General features: G+C 69.1%; 16 protein-coding genes and 2 pseudogenes. 11 read left to right on the top strand and 7 right to left on the bottom strand.

Annotated features, from left to right (window positions below):
* Nucleotides 1-231 precede the first annotated feature (231 nt).
* Nucleotides 232-714, bottom strand: a complete 483-nt coding sequence (locus AB0H86_RS34365; protein WP_003953493.1) for a CarD family transcriptional regulator — start codon at nt 712-714, stop codon at nt 232-234.
* 684 nt (nt 715-1,398) lie between these two features.
* Between AB0H86_RS34365 and AB0H86_RS34360 the strand changes: the two genes are divergently transcribed.
* The gene (locus AB0H86_RS34360; RefSeq protein WP_362447941.1) at nt 1,399-2,082 is read left to right on the top strand and encodes a DUF461 domain-containing protein; all 684 of its coding nucleotides are present in this window, start codon (nt 1,399-1,401) and stop codon (nt 2,080-2,082) included.
* 90 nt (nt 2,083-2,172) lie between these two features.
* Here the strand turns inward: AB0H86_RS34360 and AB0H86_RS34355 are convergent, their stop codons facing one another.
* Nucleotides 2,173-2,853 carry a response regulator transcription factor gene (locus AB0H86_RS34355; protein ID WP_266890667.1) on the bottom strand — a complete coding sequence of 227 codons (681 nt, stop codon included), beginning with the start codon at nt 2,851-2,853 and terminating at the stop codon, nt 2,173-2,175.
* Complete coding sequence (locus AB0H86_RS34350; RefSeq protein WP_362447938.1) at nt 2,850-4,169, bottom strand: ATP-binding protein; 1,320 nt, start codon at nt 4,167-4,169, stop codon at nt 2,850-2,852. Before AB0H86_RS34350 ends, AB0H86_RS34355 begins: the two co-directional genes overlap by 4 nt.
* A 235-nt stretch (nt 4,170-4,404) precedes the next feature.
* On the opposite strand from AB0H86_RS34350, the gene phoU reads away from it, so the two are divergent.
* The 7 genes and pseudogenes from phoU to AB0H86_RS34315 all read left to right on the top strand — a co-directional run bounded on the left by phoU (nt 4,405) and on the right by AB0H86_RS34315 (nt 8,772).
* Entirely contained in the window at nt 4,405-5,106 is a 702-nt protein-coding gene (phoU, locus tag AB0H86_RS34345) for a phosphate signaling complex protein PhoU (RefSeq protein ID WP_362447935.1), read from the top strand.
* Between the two features lie 449 nt (nt 5,107-5,555).
* Nucleotides 5,556-5,804, top strand: a complete 249-nt coding sequence (locus AB0H86_RS34340; protein ID WP_362447932.1) for an SCO4226 family nickel-binding protein — start codon at nt 5,556-5,558, stop codon at nt 5,802-5,804.
* 169 nt (nt 5,805-5,973) lie between these two features.
* Nucleotides 5,974-6,183 carry a hypothetical protein gene (locus AB0H86_RS34335; protein WP_362447929.1) on the top strand — a complete coding sequence of 70 codons (210 nt, stop codon included), beginning with the start codon at nt 5,974-5,976 and terminating at the stop codon, nt 6,181-6,183.
* A gap of 39 nt (nt 6,184-6,222) precedes the next feature.
* On the top strand, nt 6,223-7,239 hold the full coding sequence (locus AB0H86_RS34330) for a hypothetical protein (RefSeq protein WP_362447926.1): 1,017 nt from the start codon (nt 6,223-6,225) through the stop codon (nt 7,237-7,239).
* A gap of 112 nt (nt 7,240-7,351) precedes the next feature.
* Entirely contained in the window at nt 7,352-7,693 is a 342-nt protein-coding gene (locus AB0H86_RS34325; protein ID WP_362447923.1) for a hypothetical protein, read from the top strand.
* A gap of 102 nt (nt 7,694-7,795) precedes the next feature.
* A pseudogene (locus tag AB0H86_RS34320) lies at nt 7,796-8,017 on the top strand (hypothetical protein); the annotation flags it as partial.
* 107 nt (nt 8,018-8,124) lie between these two features.
* Nucleotides 8,125-8,772: a hypothetical protein gene (locus tag AB0H86_RS34315; RefSeq protein ID WP_362448153.1), complete on the top strand. Its 648-nt coding sequence runs from the start codon at nt 8,125-8,127 to the stop codon at nt 8,770-8,772.
* 94 nt (nt 8,773-8,866) lie between these two features.
* Here AB0H86_RS34315 and AB0H86_RS34310 read toward each other — a convergent pair whose 3' ends face one another.
* Entirely contained in the window at nt 8,867-9,628 is a 762-nt protein-coding gene (locus AB0H86_RS34310) for a phosphoglyceromutase (RefSeq protein ID WP_362447920.1), read from the bottom strand.
* A gap of 78 nt (nt 9,629-9,706) precedes the next feature.
* Here AB0H86_RS34310 and AB0H86_RS34305 point away from each other — a divergent pair.
* A pseudogene (locus AB0H86_RS34305) lies at nt 9,707-10,374 on the top strand (MFS transporter); the annotation flags it as partial.
* A 12-nt stretch (nt 10,375-10,386) separates the two neighbouring features.
* On the opposite strand, the gene AB0H86_RS34300 reads toward AB0H86_RS34305, so the two are convergent.
* Nucleotides 10,387-10,842: a DUF2000 domain-containing protein gene (locus tag AB0H86_RS34300; protein ID WP_362447918.1), complete on the bottom strand. Its 456-nt coding sequence runs from the start codon at nt 10,840-10,842 to the stop codon at nt 10,387-10,389.
* A gap of 49 nt (nt 10,843-10,891) precedes the next feature.
* Between AB0H86_RS34300 and AB0H86_RS34295 the strand changes: the two genes are divergently transcribed.
* Together AB0H86_RS34295 and AB0H86_RS34290 are read left to right on the top strand one after the other, a co-directional pair.
* Nucleotides 10,892-11,731, top strand: a complete 840-nt coding sequence (locus tag AB0H86_RS34295) for an AraC family transcriptional regulator (RefSeq protein ID WP_362447915.1) — start codon at nt 10,892-10,894, stop codon at nt 11,729-11,731.
* A gap of 75 nt (nt 11,732-11,806) precedes the next feature.
* Nucleotides 11,807-12,448: a hypothetical protein gene (locus tag AB0H86_RS34290; protein ID WP_362447912.1), complete on the top strand. Its 642-nt coding sequence runs from the start codon at nt 11,807-11,809 to the stop codon at nt 12,446-12,448.
* A 15-nt stretch (nt 12,449-12,463) separates the two neighbouring features.
* On the opposite strand, the gene AB0H86_RS34285 is transcribed toward AB0H86_RS34290, so the two are convergent.
* Nucleotides 12,464-12,991: a YbjN domain-containing protein gene (locus AB0H86_RS34285; protein ID WP_362447909.1), complete on the bottom strand. Its 528-nt coding sequence runs from the start codon at nt 12,989-12,991 to the stop codon at nt 12,464-12,466.
* Nucleotides 12,984-14,321, bottom strand: coding sequence for a D-inositol-3-phosphate glycosyltransferase (mshA, locus tag AB0H86_RS34280; protein WP_362447906.1), 1,338 nt, complete (start codon nt 14,319-14,321; stop codon nt 12,984-12,986). The genes AB0H86_RS34285 and mshA overlap by 8 nt, the downstream gene beginning before the upstream one ends.
* Between the last annotated feature and the right edge of the window lie 11 nt (nt 14,322-14,332).

Genomic DNA, 14,332 nt, shown 5'->3' with positions numbered 1-14,332 from the left:
CTCAGCGTGCCGGGTACGACAGCTTGACCAGAACCCTTCCGTGACCCTGGTCGAGTCGGCTGCCCGGACCCGGCACGCACAGTATCGGGGGTGTCACTCCCGAGGCGAACACGCGTACGGCGCCGAAACGCGAACATGCCGCAGCGCCCGGCGACTTCACTACGTCATCGGGCACCGCGGCATTTCAATGTGCTGAGTTGAGCGGGCTGCGTGGTGCGGCCTGCGCCGGCGTCAGGACGCGAGGACCTCGTCGAGCAGGGCCTCCGCCTTGTCCTCGTTCGTGTTCTCCGCGAGCGCGAGCTCGCTCACCAGGATCTGGCGGGCCTTGGCGAGCATGCGCTTCTCACCGGCGGAGAGTCCGCGCTCGCGCTCACGACGCCACAGGTCACGTACGACTTCCGCGACCTTGATGACATCGCCGGAGGCGAGCTTCTCCAGGTTTGCCTTGTAACGACGCGACCAGTTCGTGGGCTCCTCGGCGTATGGCGCGCGCAGCACCTCGAAGACCCGGTCCAGTCCATCCTGACCAACCACATCACGCACGCCGACGAACTCCGCATTGTCCGCTGGCACACGTACCGTCAGATCACCCTGGGCGACCTTCAGCACCAAGTAGGTCTTGTCCACGCCTTTGATCTGGCGAGTTTCGATAGCCTCGATCAGCGCGGCCCCGTGATGGGGATAGACCACGGTGTCGCCAACCTTGAACGTCATGTGACAGGTACCCCTTCCGTGGCTATCAAGAGTAACACGGAAACGGCGGGTTCTGAATGGCGTTTTCGCAGGTCAGGGCATATCTCGGGGCTTGACAACAGCAACAGGAACGTGCTGCGCGGGCCGAGCGGAAGAAGGTATTCGCAGGTGGGAGCGGCTCTCCGGGTGAGGTGAAACGCGTACGTTACACGCATCCGGAGCCCCTCCCGGGCGACCGAACATCCCGATATGTCCGGTTGCAGGTGTGCGACTTCCGCTACTCCGTTCGGTGAACGGAGTCGAGAACGAGGCGAATCCGGAATTGATCACCGAGCTGCCCGACCACTCGAACGGTGATCAATTCCGGGGTTCATGGATTCCTTCACGCAAAATCCCCGGGGCCCCGTGGGGGATGCTTATGTGAATGGCGGACGAGCGGGCGTCAATGTGACCCGAGAGTCACCTGTGGCACGTGGGACTAGATGCGCGACTACATGCGCGACTAGATGCGGGACTACCGCTGCGACTACCCCTGCGACTACACGTGTGACTACCCATGCGACAACGCCTTGCCGAGGGAAGCGGACCTTCGGGGAGGGTCGGGTGCAGTGCGATGGGAACGGCTCGGTAACCTGAGGCCGCTGACAGACACTTAGCGCGGCTTAATCGGGCCGCCTCGCTCGAGCTCAAGGAGTTGCCGCCGCCGTGAGCAGCAGCCTTCGACGCGGTGCCCTCGCCACCGCCGCCATCGCGTTCTCGATCGCCTCGCTCGCCGCGTGCGGCGCCGGCAGCAACGCCCAGACCCTGGAGGTCAAGCCGGACAACGCGGCCACCAGTCTCGGGGACATCGAGCTCCAGAACGTCGTGGTCATCACCCAGCCCAACGACGAGTCCACGGGCCCGGCGGTGATCTCCGCCGCGGTGTTCAACAACGGCAGCACCGCACAGACCCTGGACTCCGTGACCGTCGCCGGCGGTGGCGCCGTCCAGCTCACGCCCGCCAAGGGCAAGGGCGCGCTGACCGTCCCGGCCAACGGCTCCATCATCCTCGGCGGCCAGGGCAACGCCTCCGCCGCGCTGAACGAGATCGGCGCGTCCGTCCAGAACGGCAACGCCCAGAACGTCACCTTCACCTTCAGCAAGACCGGCGACGTCAAGCTGCGTGCCTTCGTCGTCCCGGCCGAGCACTACTTCACCAAGTGGGGCCCGACCGAGATCCCCTCCGCCCCGGGCGACACGACGAAGCCGGGCACGAGCACGGAACCGGGCGGCGCCACGACGGGCTCGCCCACCGCGACCGAGTCTCAGGCGAACAGCCCGGCCGACACGACGACCCCGACCGACGCGGCGTCCGCGAGCATCACGGAGTCGCCGGCCGCGGGCCACTGAGCCGACGTACGGGCACCGAGTGGTCGTACGAAAGAAGGGCGGGACCTCTCCACGAGGTCCCGCCCTTCTTCGTGCGCGTGAGCGGGCGGTTTACGGCTCGAACTTGTAGCCGAGCCCCCGGACCGTCACCAGGTACCGCGGCGCGCCCGGGTCGGGCTCGATCTTGGCGCGCAGGCGCTTGACGTGGACGTCGAGGGTCTTGGTGTCGCCGACGTAGTCGGCGCCCCAGACGCGGTCGATGAGCTGCATACGGGTCAGGACGCGGCCGGCGTTGCGCAGCAGCATCTCCAGGAGGTCGAACTCCTTGAGGGGGAGGTCGACCTTGGAGCCGGAGACCGTCACCACGTGGCGGTCCACGTCCATCCGGACCGGGCCCGCCTCCAGCGCGGCCGGGCTGACCTCCTCCGGCTCGCCGCGGCGGCGCAGGACCGCGCGGATGCGGGCGACCAGTTCGCGGGAGGAGAAGGGCTTGGTCACATAGTCGTCGGCTCCTATTTCCAGCCCGACGACCTTGTCGATCTCGCTGTCCTTGGCGGTCACCATGATGACGGGGACATTGGAGCGGCCGCGCAGCTGACGGCACACCTCGGTGCCCGGCAGGCCGGGCAGCATCAGGTCGAGGAGGACGAGGTCGGCGCCGTTGCGCTCGAACTCGTCGAGTCCGTCGGGCCCGGTGGTCGCGACCGCGACCTCGAAGCCCTCTTTGCGGAGCATGTACGACAGGGCGTCGGAGAAGGACTCCTCGTCCTCGACGACGAGCACACGGGTCACGGAAGGACCTCCGGGGCGGGATGCGGTTCGTAAGAGGATGGTGGGGGGGTTGGGGCGCTGTGCCGACCGGTCTGATCGTCGAGATCGTCAGAACCGTCGAGATCGTCGGGATCGTCGAAGTCGTCGGGACCGTCGAGGTCGGGGTGCTGGTGTGCGCGGTCACGGGCCGCGCCCGCCTCCGGCAGACGCAGGGTGAAGGTGGAACCCTGTCCCTCGGCGCTCCACACCGTGACCTCCCCGCCGTGCGAGGCGGCCACGTGCTTGACGATGGCGAGGCCGAGGCCCGTGCCGCCGGTGGCACGGGAGCGGGCCGGGTCGACACGGTAGAAGCGCTCGAAGACACGCTCCTTTTCCTTGTCGGAGATCCCTATGCCCTGGTCGGTGACGGCGACCTCGACCATGTCCCCGCCGGGCGCGTTGACCCCGCGGGCGGCTATGCCCACGCGGGTGCGGGCGGGCGAGTAGTTGACGGCGTTCTCGACGAGGTTCCCGAGGGCGGCGGCGAGCTGGCCGCGGTTGCCCCAGACATGCAGGTCGGCGGTTCCGCCGGCGGCCATGGTGATGTTCTTGGCGCCGGCCTGGTGCCGGCAGCGGTCGATCGCCTCGGCGACCAGTTCGTCGACGCGGACCGGTTCGGCGTCCTCCAGGGGATCGTCGTTCTGTACCCGCGACAGGTCGATGAGCTCCTGCACCAGGTTGGTGAGCCGGGTCGCCTCGATCTGCATACGGCCGGCGAAGCGTTCCACCGCCTCCGGGTCGTCGGAAGCGCCCATCACTGCCTCGGAGAGGAGGGAGAGCGCGCCGACGGGGGTCTTCAACTCGTGGCTGACGTTCGCGACGAAGTCACGTCGTACCGCTTCGATCCGCCGGGCCTCGGTGAGGTCCTCGACGAGCAGCAGTACCAGCCGGGATCCGAGCGGGGCGACCCGCGCGGAAACGGCGAGAGCCTCGCCCCGCCCGGTCCCCCGCCTCGGCAGATCCAGCTCGACCTGGCGTATCTCCCCGTCACGGCGGGTGTCCCGGGCCATCTGCAGCATGGGCTCCACCGAGAGCCTGCCGCCGCGGACCAGTCCGAGGGCGTACGCCGCGGAGCTGGCCTTGACCACGGCGTCGGCCTCGTCGAGGACGACGGCGGAGGAGCGAAGCACCGACAGGACGGTGTCCACGCCCGGCGGAAGTACCGGGTCGGTGTGCAGGGAGGTGCGGGTGGGGCGCTTCTGCTCCCGCTCGCTCCAGCGGAACGCCAGCACGGCGATGACGCCGGTGAGCACACCGGCGATCGCTGCTGCTGCGGCGACCGCCGCGTTCACGTCCATGCACCCAGGTTAGGCACGGGATCGCTCCTGGCCACAGCCATCCGAGTGCGACCTCGAACACTCGTCGCCCAGAGTTCACCTTGGAGCCAGCATTGGTTCATTTGGGGTGACGGAAACGGACGCGTACAGGCCGGAACGTGGGAGCGTGGGGTGCGAAGCACCGGTTTCAAGACACTCGCGCCGGGCCCCGGCCCCCGGTGAACCCCCCGAAGACGACGTACGAGAGGGAACCCTGATGCGGGACGCGTACCACGAGGAACTGGATTCGATCGGCGACGGTCTGGTGGAGATGGCCCGGCTGGTCGGCTCGGCGATCGGGCGCGCCACGACGGCGATCCTCGACTCCGATCTGAAGCTCGCCGAGAGCGTGATCGAGGCCGACCAGAAGGTCGACGAGCTCCAGCACGACCTGGAGGCCCGTGCGATAGCTCTGCTGGCCCGCCAGCAGCCGGTGGCGACGGACCTTCGCATCGTCGTGACGTCGCTGCGGATGTCGGCGGACCTGGAGCGCTCGGGCGACCTGGCCCAGCATGTGGCGAAGCTGGCCCGGCTGCGCTTCCCGGAGCGCGCGGTCCCGCACGACCTGCACGCGACGATCCTGGAGATGGGCCAGCTCGCGCAGCGCCTGATGGCGAAGGCGGCCGAGGTGATCATCACGAAGGACGTCGACCTGGCGCTCCAGCTGGAGCAGGACGACGACGAGATGGACCTCCTGCACCGCCACCTCTTCCAGCACCTGATCGACGACCGCTGGAAGCACGGCATCGAGACGGCCGTGGACGTCACCCTCCTCGGCCGCTACTACGAGCGGTTCGCCGACCACGCGGTGTCGGTGGCCAAGCGAGTGGTGTTCCTGGTGACGGGCGAGCACGCGGACGAGCTCCAGTCGGACACGCAGCCTGAGATCCAGCCGGTACAGGGGACGGAGGGGGCCTGATCTTTCCGGGGGTTTCGGGAGATGGGCCGCTTGGCCGCTGCTTGCGGCCCCTTCCAGGGGCGGACCGGGCCGCTGCCGGTGGGGGCTGTCCCCCTACGGAGGCGGAACGCCGCAGGTGGTGCGGGGGGCTGTTGGGGGCGCGTACGAGCCACAGTGCGCCGTTGATGCGCCCAGCCGGGCTGGCATCCACTGGGCAATTCGTGCCGGTGCGGCTGACGGTGCGGTGAATGTCGTACGACGGTGAGGGCCCCGGTGTCATACCGGGGCCCTCACTTTCGGTGCCGAAGTTGGTGCTGGGGCCGGTGACGAGGCCGGTGACGGTGACGGACGAGTCGAGCGGTCGCCCGTGCCGCCGTACAGGCGCACCATGAGGAGGGAACAGCTGATGCGGAGCACCCTCGCGCACCCGTAGGACCCGTAGGACCCGTAGGACAAGGAGGTGCGAGACCATGGCTCACTTCATGGACGTCCACCACGGCTTCGAGGGCATCACGCCCGAGCAGCTGAGGGAGGCGCACGCGGCCGACCTCGCTCTGGAGAAGGAGGAGGGCGTGCACTTCGAACACGCCTGGGCGGACCCGTCCTCCGGCACGATCTACTGCCTCGCCGAGGGACCCTCGGCCGATGCGGTCCAGCGCGTCCACGAACGCGCGGGCCACAAGGCCGCCGAGATCCACGAGGTCCCGCTGTCGGTCTGACGCGCGGGATAGGCTGAGGCTCTGGGGCTCTCTCAGGCAGTGGGGGGAGGGCATCCCTCGCGAGGTGCAGCCACCTAGACCCTCGATGGGGTGGGTCACTCCATGGTTCCGACAGGCGGGCGACGGCATCGTTGAGTCCAACGCCCTCCCCGCCTGGAAGGAACCTGCCATGAAGCCGCTGCTGTCCTCCGAGCCGAGCACCATGATGGACGACCGGGCCGAGTCCCCCGGCGACAACGACCTCGCCCCGCTGCTCGCGGCCTGGGACCTGGCCCACCCGACCGTCGCGGACCCCGAGTGGCGCCACGTCCTGGACGAGATCGCCCATCCCCGCACCACCCAGGCGTTCCACAACGTGGCGGGAACAACGGCGACTTGAGCGCTTGCCACCGATAGAGTCGGTCACGGAGGACTGCCCGTGACCCGAACACCCATACCGGCCGTTGCGCTCATGGTGGCTGCCTCGGTCGTCGCGATGACGGCACTCACCGGGTGCGGTGAGCAGAAGCCGGCGCCGGCGACCAAGAGCCCATCCGCGAGCGGGTCGACACCCGCACCTCACCCGGTCATCCATCTCAGCGCGGACGGCAACACCCTGGTCCCAGGCGGACCGCCCCTCCCATTCCATCTCTCCGTCGCGGGCCTCACCGCCGGACAAGCCGAGCGACGCCACGTGGCGCTCTACATCGGCACCGTCCCCGACAGACTCCAGATCCGCGAGAACGGCTCCTGGCACGATGTGCCGCTCCAGTGGACCAACGAGCAGGACGACAACGGGGAGTTCGCCGCCGTAGTGCCACTCTCGTATCGCGGCAAGGCACGCACGGAGCTCGACTTCCGCCTCTTCACCGCGGATCAGCACATTGACAACGTCGACGGCCAGGTTCCCGCCGTGACCAGCACCATTGCCGCGCAGATGGCCAAGAACGCCCGCTATCCGGACATCCACCCGGCAGCATCAGCGCCCCGCCTGCGTCTGCCCGTCGACCCCACGCATCTCACCGTCAAGGTCCCCCAGATACTCAGGGCGACCGAGGGCGGCCCGCCGGTGGAGTGGTACGTGACGGTACGCAACGCCAAGGGCAAGCTCACCCGCCCCGACCTCCGCATCGCGATCTCCCTCGCCCCCGGCGAGATCGGCCAGTCCGTACGCCAACTGCACTGGTCGATCAACCGCCAGAACCACTGGACCGACCTGACAGGCCAAACCCACGTAGAGACAGCCGAGTTCACCCTCAAGCCCGGCGAATCAAAAACCGTCCGGATCCGCGTCGCCCTACCGTCCGGCACCAAGTCAAACAACTCCGCCAGTTCCGACACCGTCGGCGCCGCACTGTTCGCCGCGGTCACGGCCCCTTGGTGGCCCTCCGACCCGGAACAGCCGTCGGGGGTCACACACAACGCGGAGGCCACGAACGTTCTCATCGAACGGTGACGCGGGGCCGACTTGCCCAGACTGCTGGGCAGTCCGGCGGTGAGGCCGGTGAGGCCTTTGGCGTACCGGTGCTGGCTCGCGCGCAGCAGGATCCCCAACGGAGTTGACGGCTATGGACCGAGAACGACTCGAACAGTTGCTGACCGGTGATGACGAGGCATCCTTGGCAGCCCTGGCTACGCTCCGCACCGGTGCGTCTCAGGTCGTCTGGGAGGGCACCACTTCTTCCGACTCACTCGCCCACATCTACGGACGCCGACTCAGGCACACCCTCCGCCAAGGCATCGAAACCATCGGCCTGGAACGTGCCGTGAAACTCCTCAGCCAGCATGGTCAACCGATACAACTGGGGCAGATCAACTCCGCAGACCGGACCTGGGCATTCATGCTCTTCATCACCGAAGACAGCAGCGGACTGGTGGCATGCACTGGCGTACGGCAGAGGGTTGAGTGATCGCTGTCGGGAGTGCACACGCAAGGGGCCATAGCCGCCGTCCTCAAGAAAGCTCCGCACCGGGCATACCGGTTGGGCCTGGTATACGCACCGAGCCCGCACGCGGAAGACGGCTACGCGGCCCGCGAGAACTTGGCGCACCCTCTGTTCACCACGATCGCCACAGACCGGCAACAGCAGGACTGCCGTGCGCTGGTGCGTGCCTGCGCCCTCGGGGCCGGGGCCGTCTCCGATGACCTGCAAGGACAACTGACGGCAGCCCTGCGCACCAGCGACAGTGTGATCCGGGGGAGTTTCCCGAGGCCCCTTCGATCCCGAACGTGAATACCCCTACCGAGACAGCTTCGCCGCGCGGGCCTTGGCCATACTTGGCACCCGTTCGTGTCACGTGAGAGCCACTCCACCTCCACATATCCCCCGCGCCGCGCATGATGCTCACTCAGCTCGCACCCCTGGGGGACACCATGCGCACCCGCATCGCCGTACCTGTACTCGCCGCCGCGGCACTGCTCGTACTCACCGCCTGCGAAGGCACCGACACGAGCAGCGGCTCCAGCAAGGCTCGCAGCAGCCAGGACGGCAACGACACGGCGAAGACCGAGACCGTCGATCTGCCCGACATGACAGGCAAGGGCCTCCAGTCCGCGCAGGACCAGGCCCAAGAGGCGGGCTTCTACAGCCTCACCTCCCACGACGCGCTCGGCCGCGATCGCATGCAGGCCTTCGACCGCAACTGGAAGGTCTGCTCCCAGACTCCGAAGGCCGGCGAGCACCCCACGGACACCAAGGTCGACTTTGCCACGGTCAAGCTGGACGAGACCTGTCCGGCCAAGGACGCAGGCGCAGCGCCCGAGTCAGCTGGAGCCACCATGCCCGACTTCAAGGGCAAGGCCGTCAAGGTCGCCCGCCAGGCCCTGGACAGCTCCACGAGCATCACCGTCAACGATGCCTCCGGCCAGGACCGCATGGTCCTCATGGAGTCGAACTGGCAGGTGTGCGCACAGGAGCCGACCGCCGGCGCCAAGCTCGACGGCCAGCCCGTGACGCTCACCGCGGTGAAGTTCGGGGAGTCCTGCTGAAGCGCCGCCGCGCTGAGGTCCCACAGAGGGCCCAGGCCGTGAAAATGCCCCCGCCCCGCGCCGTATGCGCAGGTCGGGGGCATGAACACGCAACCTACTTCTTCTTGCCCTGGTTCTTGACCGCCTCGATGGCCGCCGCTGCCGCGTCCGGGTCGAGGTACTTGCCGCCCGGGGTCACCGGGTTGAAGGACGCGTCGAGCTCGTAGTAGAGGGGGATGCCCGTCGGGATGTTGAGGCCCGAGATGTCGGCGTCGGAGATGCCGTCGAGGTGCTTGACGAGGCCGCGGAGGGAGTTGCCGTGGGCGGCGACCAGGACCGTGCGGCCGGTGAGAAGGTCGGGGACGATGCCGTCGTACCAGTACGGGAGCATGCGGATGACGACGTCCTTGAGGCACTCCGTGCGGGGGCGGAGCTCCGGGGGGATGGTCGCGTAGCGCGGGTCGTCGGACTGGGAGAACTCCGTGCCGTCCTCGAGCGCGGGCGGCGGGGTGTCGTAGGAGCGGCGCCACAGCATGAACTGCTCCTCGCCGAACTCGGCGAGGGTCTGGGCCTTGTCCTTGCCCTGGAGGGCGCCGTAGTGGCGCTCGTTCAGGCGCCAGGAGCGGTGGACGGGGATCCAGTGGCGGTCCGCGGACTCGAGGGAGAGCTGTGCGGTGCGGATGGCGCGCTTCTGGAGGGACGTGTGGACCACGTCGGGGAGCAGGCCGGCGTCCTTGAGCAGCTCACCGCCGCGGACTGCCTCCTTCTCACCCTTCTCGTTGAGGTTGACGTCCACCCAGCCGGTGAACAGGTTCTTCGCGTTCCATTCGCTCTCGCCGTGGCGGAGGAGGATCAGCTTGTACGGTGCGTCGGCCATGTGCATGAGCGTAATCGAAGGCTCTGATCCGTTGTGTGGCCGCTCGCCAGGCGGACCGTGGAACGGACCGGGGAACGGATGATCGCGCTGATCTTCCAGCAGGAGTCGGTCTGTCGGTCGCCATGGGCGAGGCCGGGTTCACACCCGCCGACTACGGCCTCGCCATCGCCGTCAACGGCGTGCTGATCGTCGCCCTGCAGATCCCGCTCACCCGGTTCATCGAGCACCGGGACACCAAGCGGCTGCTGGTGGTCTCGTCCCTCCTCGCCGGATACGGCTTCGGACTCACCGCCTTCGCCGGGTCGATCGGCGTGTTCGCCCTCACCGTCTGTGTGTGGACGCTCGGCGAGATGATCACCGCGCCGACTCAGACCGGTCTCGTCGTCCGGCTCTCACCGGTGCACGGTCGCGGGCGCTACCAGGGCATGTACACCATGTCCTGGTCGGGCGCGGCCCTGGTGGCACCCCTGATGTCCGGCGTCGTCATCGATCACTTCGGCGCGGAGTGGCTGTGGGGGACGTGCGCGGTCATCGGGACGGGGGCCGCGATCGGGTACGGCGCCCTCATGCGGCGGATGCCGAACGAGGAACCGAATGAGGGACCCAACGAGGGACCCAACGAGGGACCGGATGACGGACCGGATGAGGAACCGGCGGAGACGTCGGCCGAGAAGCCATCGGCCACCGAACCACCCGCCACCCCCGAACCGCCAACCACCGTCAAGCCCGAGGTCAGCACGGCCTAGCAGGCGGGGCCATCAGGGATGCATCCGCGCCCCCTTCACCACCCTGTCGACCCCGTTGCGCGGCCCGTACACCGCCAGCCCCACCAGATCCAACTCGCTCGTCGACACGGCCCGTACCGCCGCCCGGTTGTCGCGGTCGTTGCCCGTGGTGAAGAGGTCGCTCGTGAAGAGTGCCCGGGGCAGGGCTCGGGACAGGGCCCGGGTGTGGGCCGCGCGCAGGGTCTCCTTGGTGGCCTCGAAGACCAGGACCGGCTGCCGGAACATCGGCAGATACGCCACCGCGTCCGCGTCCTCGTACGGCTCGCCGATCACCTCCGGGACCTGGGTGCCGAGGCCGCTGACCAGGAACGACGTCACGTTCAGACGCTGCCAGGGCTCCAGGTCCTCCCGCAGCAGCACAGCGATCTTGGTGTCGAAGCGGACGGGTTCGGCAGGCAGTGCCTCGGTACGCAGGGGTTGAGTGCTCATGCTCCGAGACTGCGGGGCGTCGTACGGCAGCGTCTTGTACGTTCTTTGCATGGCGGCCAAACCAACAGTTCAGCAGGAGGTCTCCGCCTGGCGCCCGCGTATCCCCGGTGTCGTGGAGGTCTTCCACGCCCACTTCACCGAGTACGCGTACCCGATGCACGTCCATGACGCGTGGACGCTGCTCATCGTGGACGACGGGGCCGTACGGTACGACCTGGACCGGCACGAGCACGGCACCCCGCACGACACGGTGTCGCTGCTGCCGCCGCACGTTCCGCACAACGGCTCCCCCGCCACCCCGGACGGCTTCCGCAAGCGAGTGTTGTACCTCGACAGCAGTCGGCTCGGCGAGGATCTGATCGGGCCCGCCGTCGACGCACCCGATCTGCGCGATCCCTTGCTGCGGCTGCGCGTCGGACAGGTGCACACCGCGCTCACCCGGCCCGGCGACGAACTGGAGGCCGAGAGCAGGCTGACGCTCGTCGGCGAGCGGCTGCGGACGCATCTGCGACCGGCGGACGGGAGCCGCACCCCACATCTCACCTCACGTCTCACCTCACGCCCCGACCCCGCGCTCGCCCGCCGGCTCCGCGAACTCCTCGACGAGCGCGTCGTCGAGGGCCTCTCCCTGGACGAGGCCGCGCGGCTGCTCCAGGCTCATCCCGCGCATCTCGTACGGGCGTTCAGCAGCGCGTACGGCATCGCCCCGCACCAGTATCTGAACGCCCGGCGGGTCGATCGGGCCCGTCGTCTGCTGCTCACGGACCATGGTCCGGCCGACGTCGCCGCGCTGACCGGCTTCCACGACCAGGCCCACCTCACACGCCACTTCAAGAAGCTGGTGGGAGTGCCCCCCGGGCGGTACCGAGACAGTCACCGCGACAACTGACCCGTTGCGGACGTTCGTTCGAGAGATTCGGCGGAAGCCGTCCGTCCACCGGTCACGCCCGCTTAGCGTCGCCCCATGGACGATTCACAGAACACGCAGAACTCGAACAACCCGGAGAACCAGGAAAACCCGAAAAACGCACCCAACCCGGAGAACCTGGAGGGCCCGCAGAACTCGCCGGGCTCGCGGAGCTCCGCCGCCACGACCACCCTGCGCTCCCTGAGACTCAGCCGGGTCTCCACCGCCGTCGCGGGCGCCGCGGCCCTGGTCGCCTTAAGCGTCGGCGCGGCTCTCGCGTCCGCCTCGGACGAGGGGCCTACGCCGTCCCCGAGCCCTAGTTCGGTCTCCACCGAGGCGCCGGCCGAGGACCCCGGCGACGAGGGCGGCGACACGGCCGGCACCACCGGCGGCGACACCGGCGGCGAACCGGGCGAGCCCACCTCCGTCCCGACCCATCCGACCGACCCTCCGATCCCCACCGAAGCCCCGGCCAGCCCGCCGCCCGCGGAAACCGACCTGGAGGCGATCAACCGGCGTATCGCGGAGCTCGACCGGAAGGTCGACGAGCTGCCCACCAAGAAGGAACTGGCCGACGCCCTACGCGCCTTCGCCAACGAACTCGACAAGCCCGACGGATCGTCCGGCGGGTCCGGTGACGACCCGGATCCCACCGACGAGCCCCAGCCGGACTCCTCCCTGCCGCCGGAAGGGAACTGACGCGGCGGCCCGGGGTCAGTCGGCCGAGCGCCGGGTGAGGTGCTCGAACGCGTCCAGGTTGCGCGTCGACTCGCCCCGGGACACCCGCCACTCGTACTCCTTGCGGATGGCGGAGGCGAACCCCAGCTCCAGAAGAGTGTTGAAGGCACCGTCGGCCGCCTCCAGGACCTGGCCGAGGAGGCGGTCGATCTCGTCGGCGGTGACGGTGGCCAGGGGCAGCTTGGCGGTGACGTAGACGTCACCGAGCGGGTCGACGGCGTAACTGATGCCGTACAGCTTGAGGTTGCGCTCCAGGAGCCAGCGGTGCACCCCGGGCTCGTTCTCGTCGGGGTGGCGGATGACGAAGGCGTTGAGGGACAGGGAGTGGCGGCCCAGCAGCAGGGACACCGTCGTCGAGAGCTTGCGGGTGCCGGGGAGCTTCACCACGTAGGTGCCGGGTGCGGGGCTCTCCCATTCCAGCTCGGCGTCCTTCAGGGCGTCTTCGAGGACCTGCGCCGTCTCCACGGCCCGTGCGTCCCGGTCCGCCTTTCCGGTGTCACCCATGGTGGGAGCGTACGCGACGGCGGTACGACTGGGTCGCGGCCGTGTAGGCGTCCGCCGTGGCGGCGGCCGCGGTGTCCCAGCCGAAGGACTGCGCGTGCCGGGCGGCGGCCTCGCCCATCCGTGCCAGGCGTGTGGGGTCGTCGGCGAAGCCCCGCAGCACGCGCGCGTAGTCGGCGGGATTGTGTCCTCGTACGAGCACACCGGTCTGTTCGTCGCGTACGGCCACCGGAAGTCCGCCGACCGCGGCGGCGAGCACCGGTGTTCCGGCCGCCTGTGCCTCTATGGCGACCAGGCCGAAGGACTCGCTGTAGGACGGCATGACGAGCACGGACGCGGCGCGGAACCAGTCGGCGAGCTGCTCCTGGCCGACGGGCGGCTGGAACCGTACGACATCCGCGATGCCGAGCCGGGACGCCAGCTTCTGCAGGCCCTCCGGTTTGGCGAGACCGCTGCCGCTGAGGCCGCCGACGACCGGGACGACGATCTGCGAGCGCAGGTCGGGACGCTCGTCGAGGAGGACCGCGACCGCGCGCAGCAGCACGTCCGGCGCCTTCAGGGGCTGGATGCGGCCGGCGAAGAGGGGAACCAGGGCGTCCTGCGGGAGGCCGAGACGGGCGCGGGCGGCGGCGCGGCCGTCGGCGGGGCGGAAGCGGTCGAGGTTCACGCCGGGGTGGACCACGGCGACCTTGGCGGGATCGGCGGCGTAGTGCTGTACGAGTTCCTCGCGCTCCTCGGCCGTGTTCGCGATCAGGCGGTCGGCGGCGGCGACGATCTGGGTCTCGCCGATGACGCGGGCGGCGGGCTCGGGGGTGTCGCCGTCGGCGAGGTTGGCGTTCTTGACCTTGGCCATGGTGTGCATGGCGTGCACCAGCGGGGTGCCCCAGCGCTGGGCGGCGAGCCAGCCGACGTGGCCGGAGAGCCAGTAGTGGGAGTGCACGAGGTCGTAGTACCCGGGGCGGTGGCCGGCCCAGGCCTGCATCACGCCGTGCGTGACAGCGCACAGCTGGGCGGGGAGCTCCTCCTTGGCGAGGCCCTCGTAGGGGCCCGCGTCGACGTGCCGGACGAGGACGCCGGGCGCGAGTTCGACGGTCGGCGGGAGAGCGGCCGTCGTCGCGCGCGTGAAGATCTCCACCTCGATGTTGATCGCGGCGAGGCGCTGCGCGAGCTCCACGATGTAGACGTTCATGCCGCCGGCGTCGCCGGTGCCCGGCTGGTGGAGCGGTGAGGTGTGCACGGAGAGCATGGCGACGCGGCGGGGGCGGCGGTGCAGTCGCAGGCGCGCGGGTGCCGCCACAGAGCGTCGCCCGAGCCTGCTGACGTACTGGCTCACGTGGCGTTCCT

The sequence above is a fragment of the Streptomyces sp. NPDC050997 genome (assembly GCF_040660135.1).
GTDB lineage: Bacteria > Actinomycetota > Actinomycetes > Streptomycetales > Streptomycetaceae > Streptomyces.
The sequence above is the reverse complement of the archived record's forward strand: the minus strand, read 5'-3'. Positions and strand labels throughout refer to the sequence as shown.

Excerpts from the sequence above, each read along its gene's own strand:
- AB0H86_RS34310 (WP_362447920.1), bottom strand. The coding sequence starts at position 9,628 with ATGGCCGACGCACCGTACAAGCTGATCCTCCTCCGCCACGGCGAGAGC.
- AB0H86_RS34340 (WP_362447932.1), top strand. The coding sequence starts at position 5,556 with ATGGCTCACTTCATGGACGTCCACCACGGCTTCGAGGGCATCACGCCC.
- AB0H86_RS34295 (WP_362447915.1), top strand. The coding sequence starts at position 10,892 with ATGGCGGCCAAACCAACAGTTCAGCAGGAGGTCTCCGCCTGGCGCCCG.
- AB0H86_RS34285 (WP_362447909.1), bottom strand. The coding sequence starts at position 12,991 with ATGGGTGACACCGGAAAGGCGGACCGGGACGCACGGGCCGTGGAGACG.
- phoU (WP_362447935.1), top strand. The coding sequence starts at position 4,405 with ATGCGGGACGCGTACCACGAGGAACTGGATTCGATCGGCGACGGTCTG.
- AB0H86_RS34290 (WP_362447912.1), top strand. The coding sequence starts at position 11,807 with ATGGACGATTCACAGAACACGCAGAACTCGAACAACCCGGAGAACCAG.
- AB0H86_RS34350 (WP_362447938.1), bottom strand. The coding sequence starts at position 4,169 with ATGGACGTGAACGCGGCGGTCGCCGCAGCAGCAGCGATCGCCGGTGTG.
- AB0H86_RS34325 (WP_362447923.1), top strand. The coding sequence starts at position 7,352 with ATGGACCGAGAACGACTCGAACAGTTGCTGACCGGTGATGACGAGGCA.
- AB0H86_RS34365 (WP_003953493.1), bottom strand. The coding sequence starts at position 714 with ATGACGTTCAAGGTTGGCGACACCGTGGTCTATCCCCATCACGGGGCC.
- AB0H86_RS34315 (WP_362448153.1), top strand. The coding sequence starts at position 8,125 with ATGCTCACTCAGCTCGCACCCCTGGGGGACACCATGCGCACCCGCATC.
- AB0H86_RS34335 (WP_362447929.1), top strand. The coding sequence starts at position 5,974 with ATGAAGCCGCTGCTGTCCTCCGAGCCGAGCACCATGATGGACGACCGG.
- AB0H86_RS34300 (WP_362447918.1), bottom strand. The coding sequence starts at position 10,842 with ATGAGCACTCAACCCCTGCGTACCGAGGCACTGCCTGCCGAACCCGTC.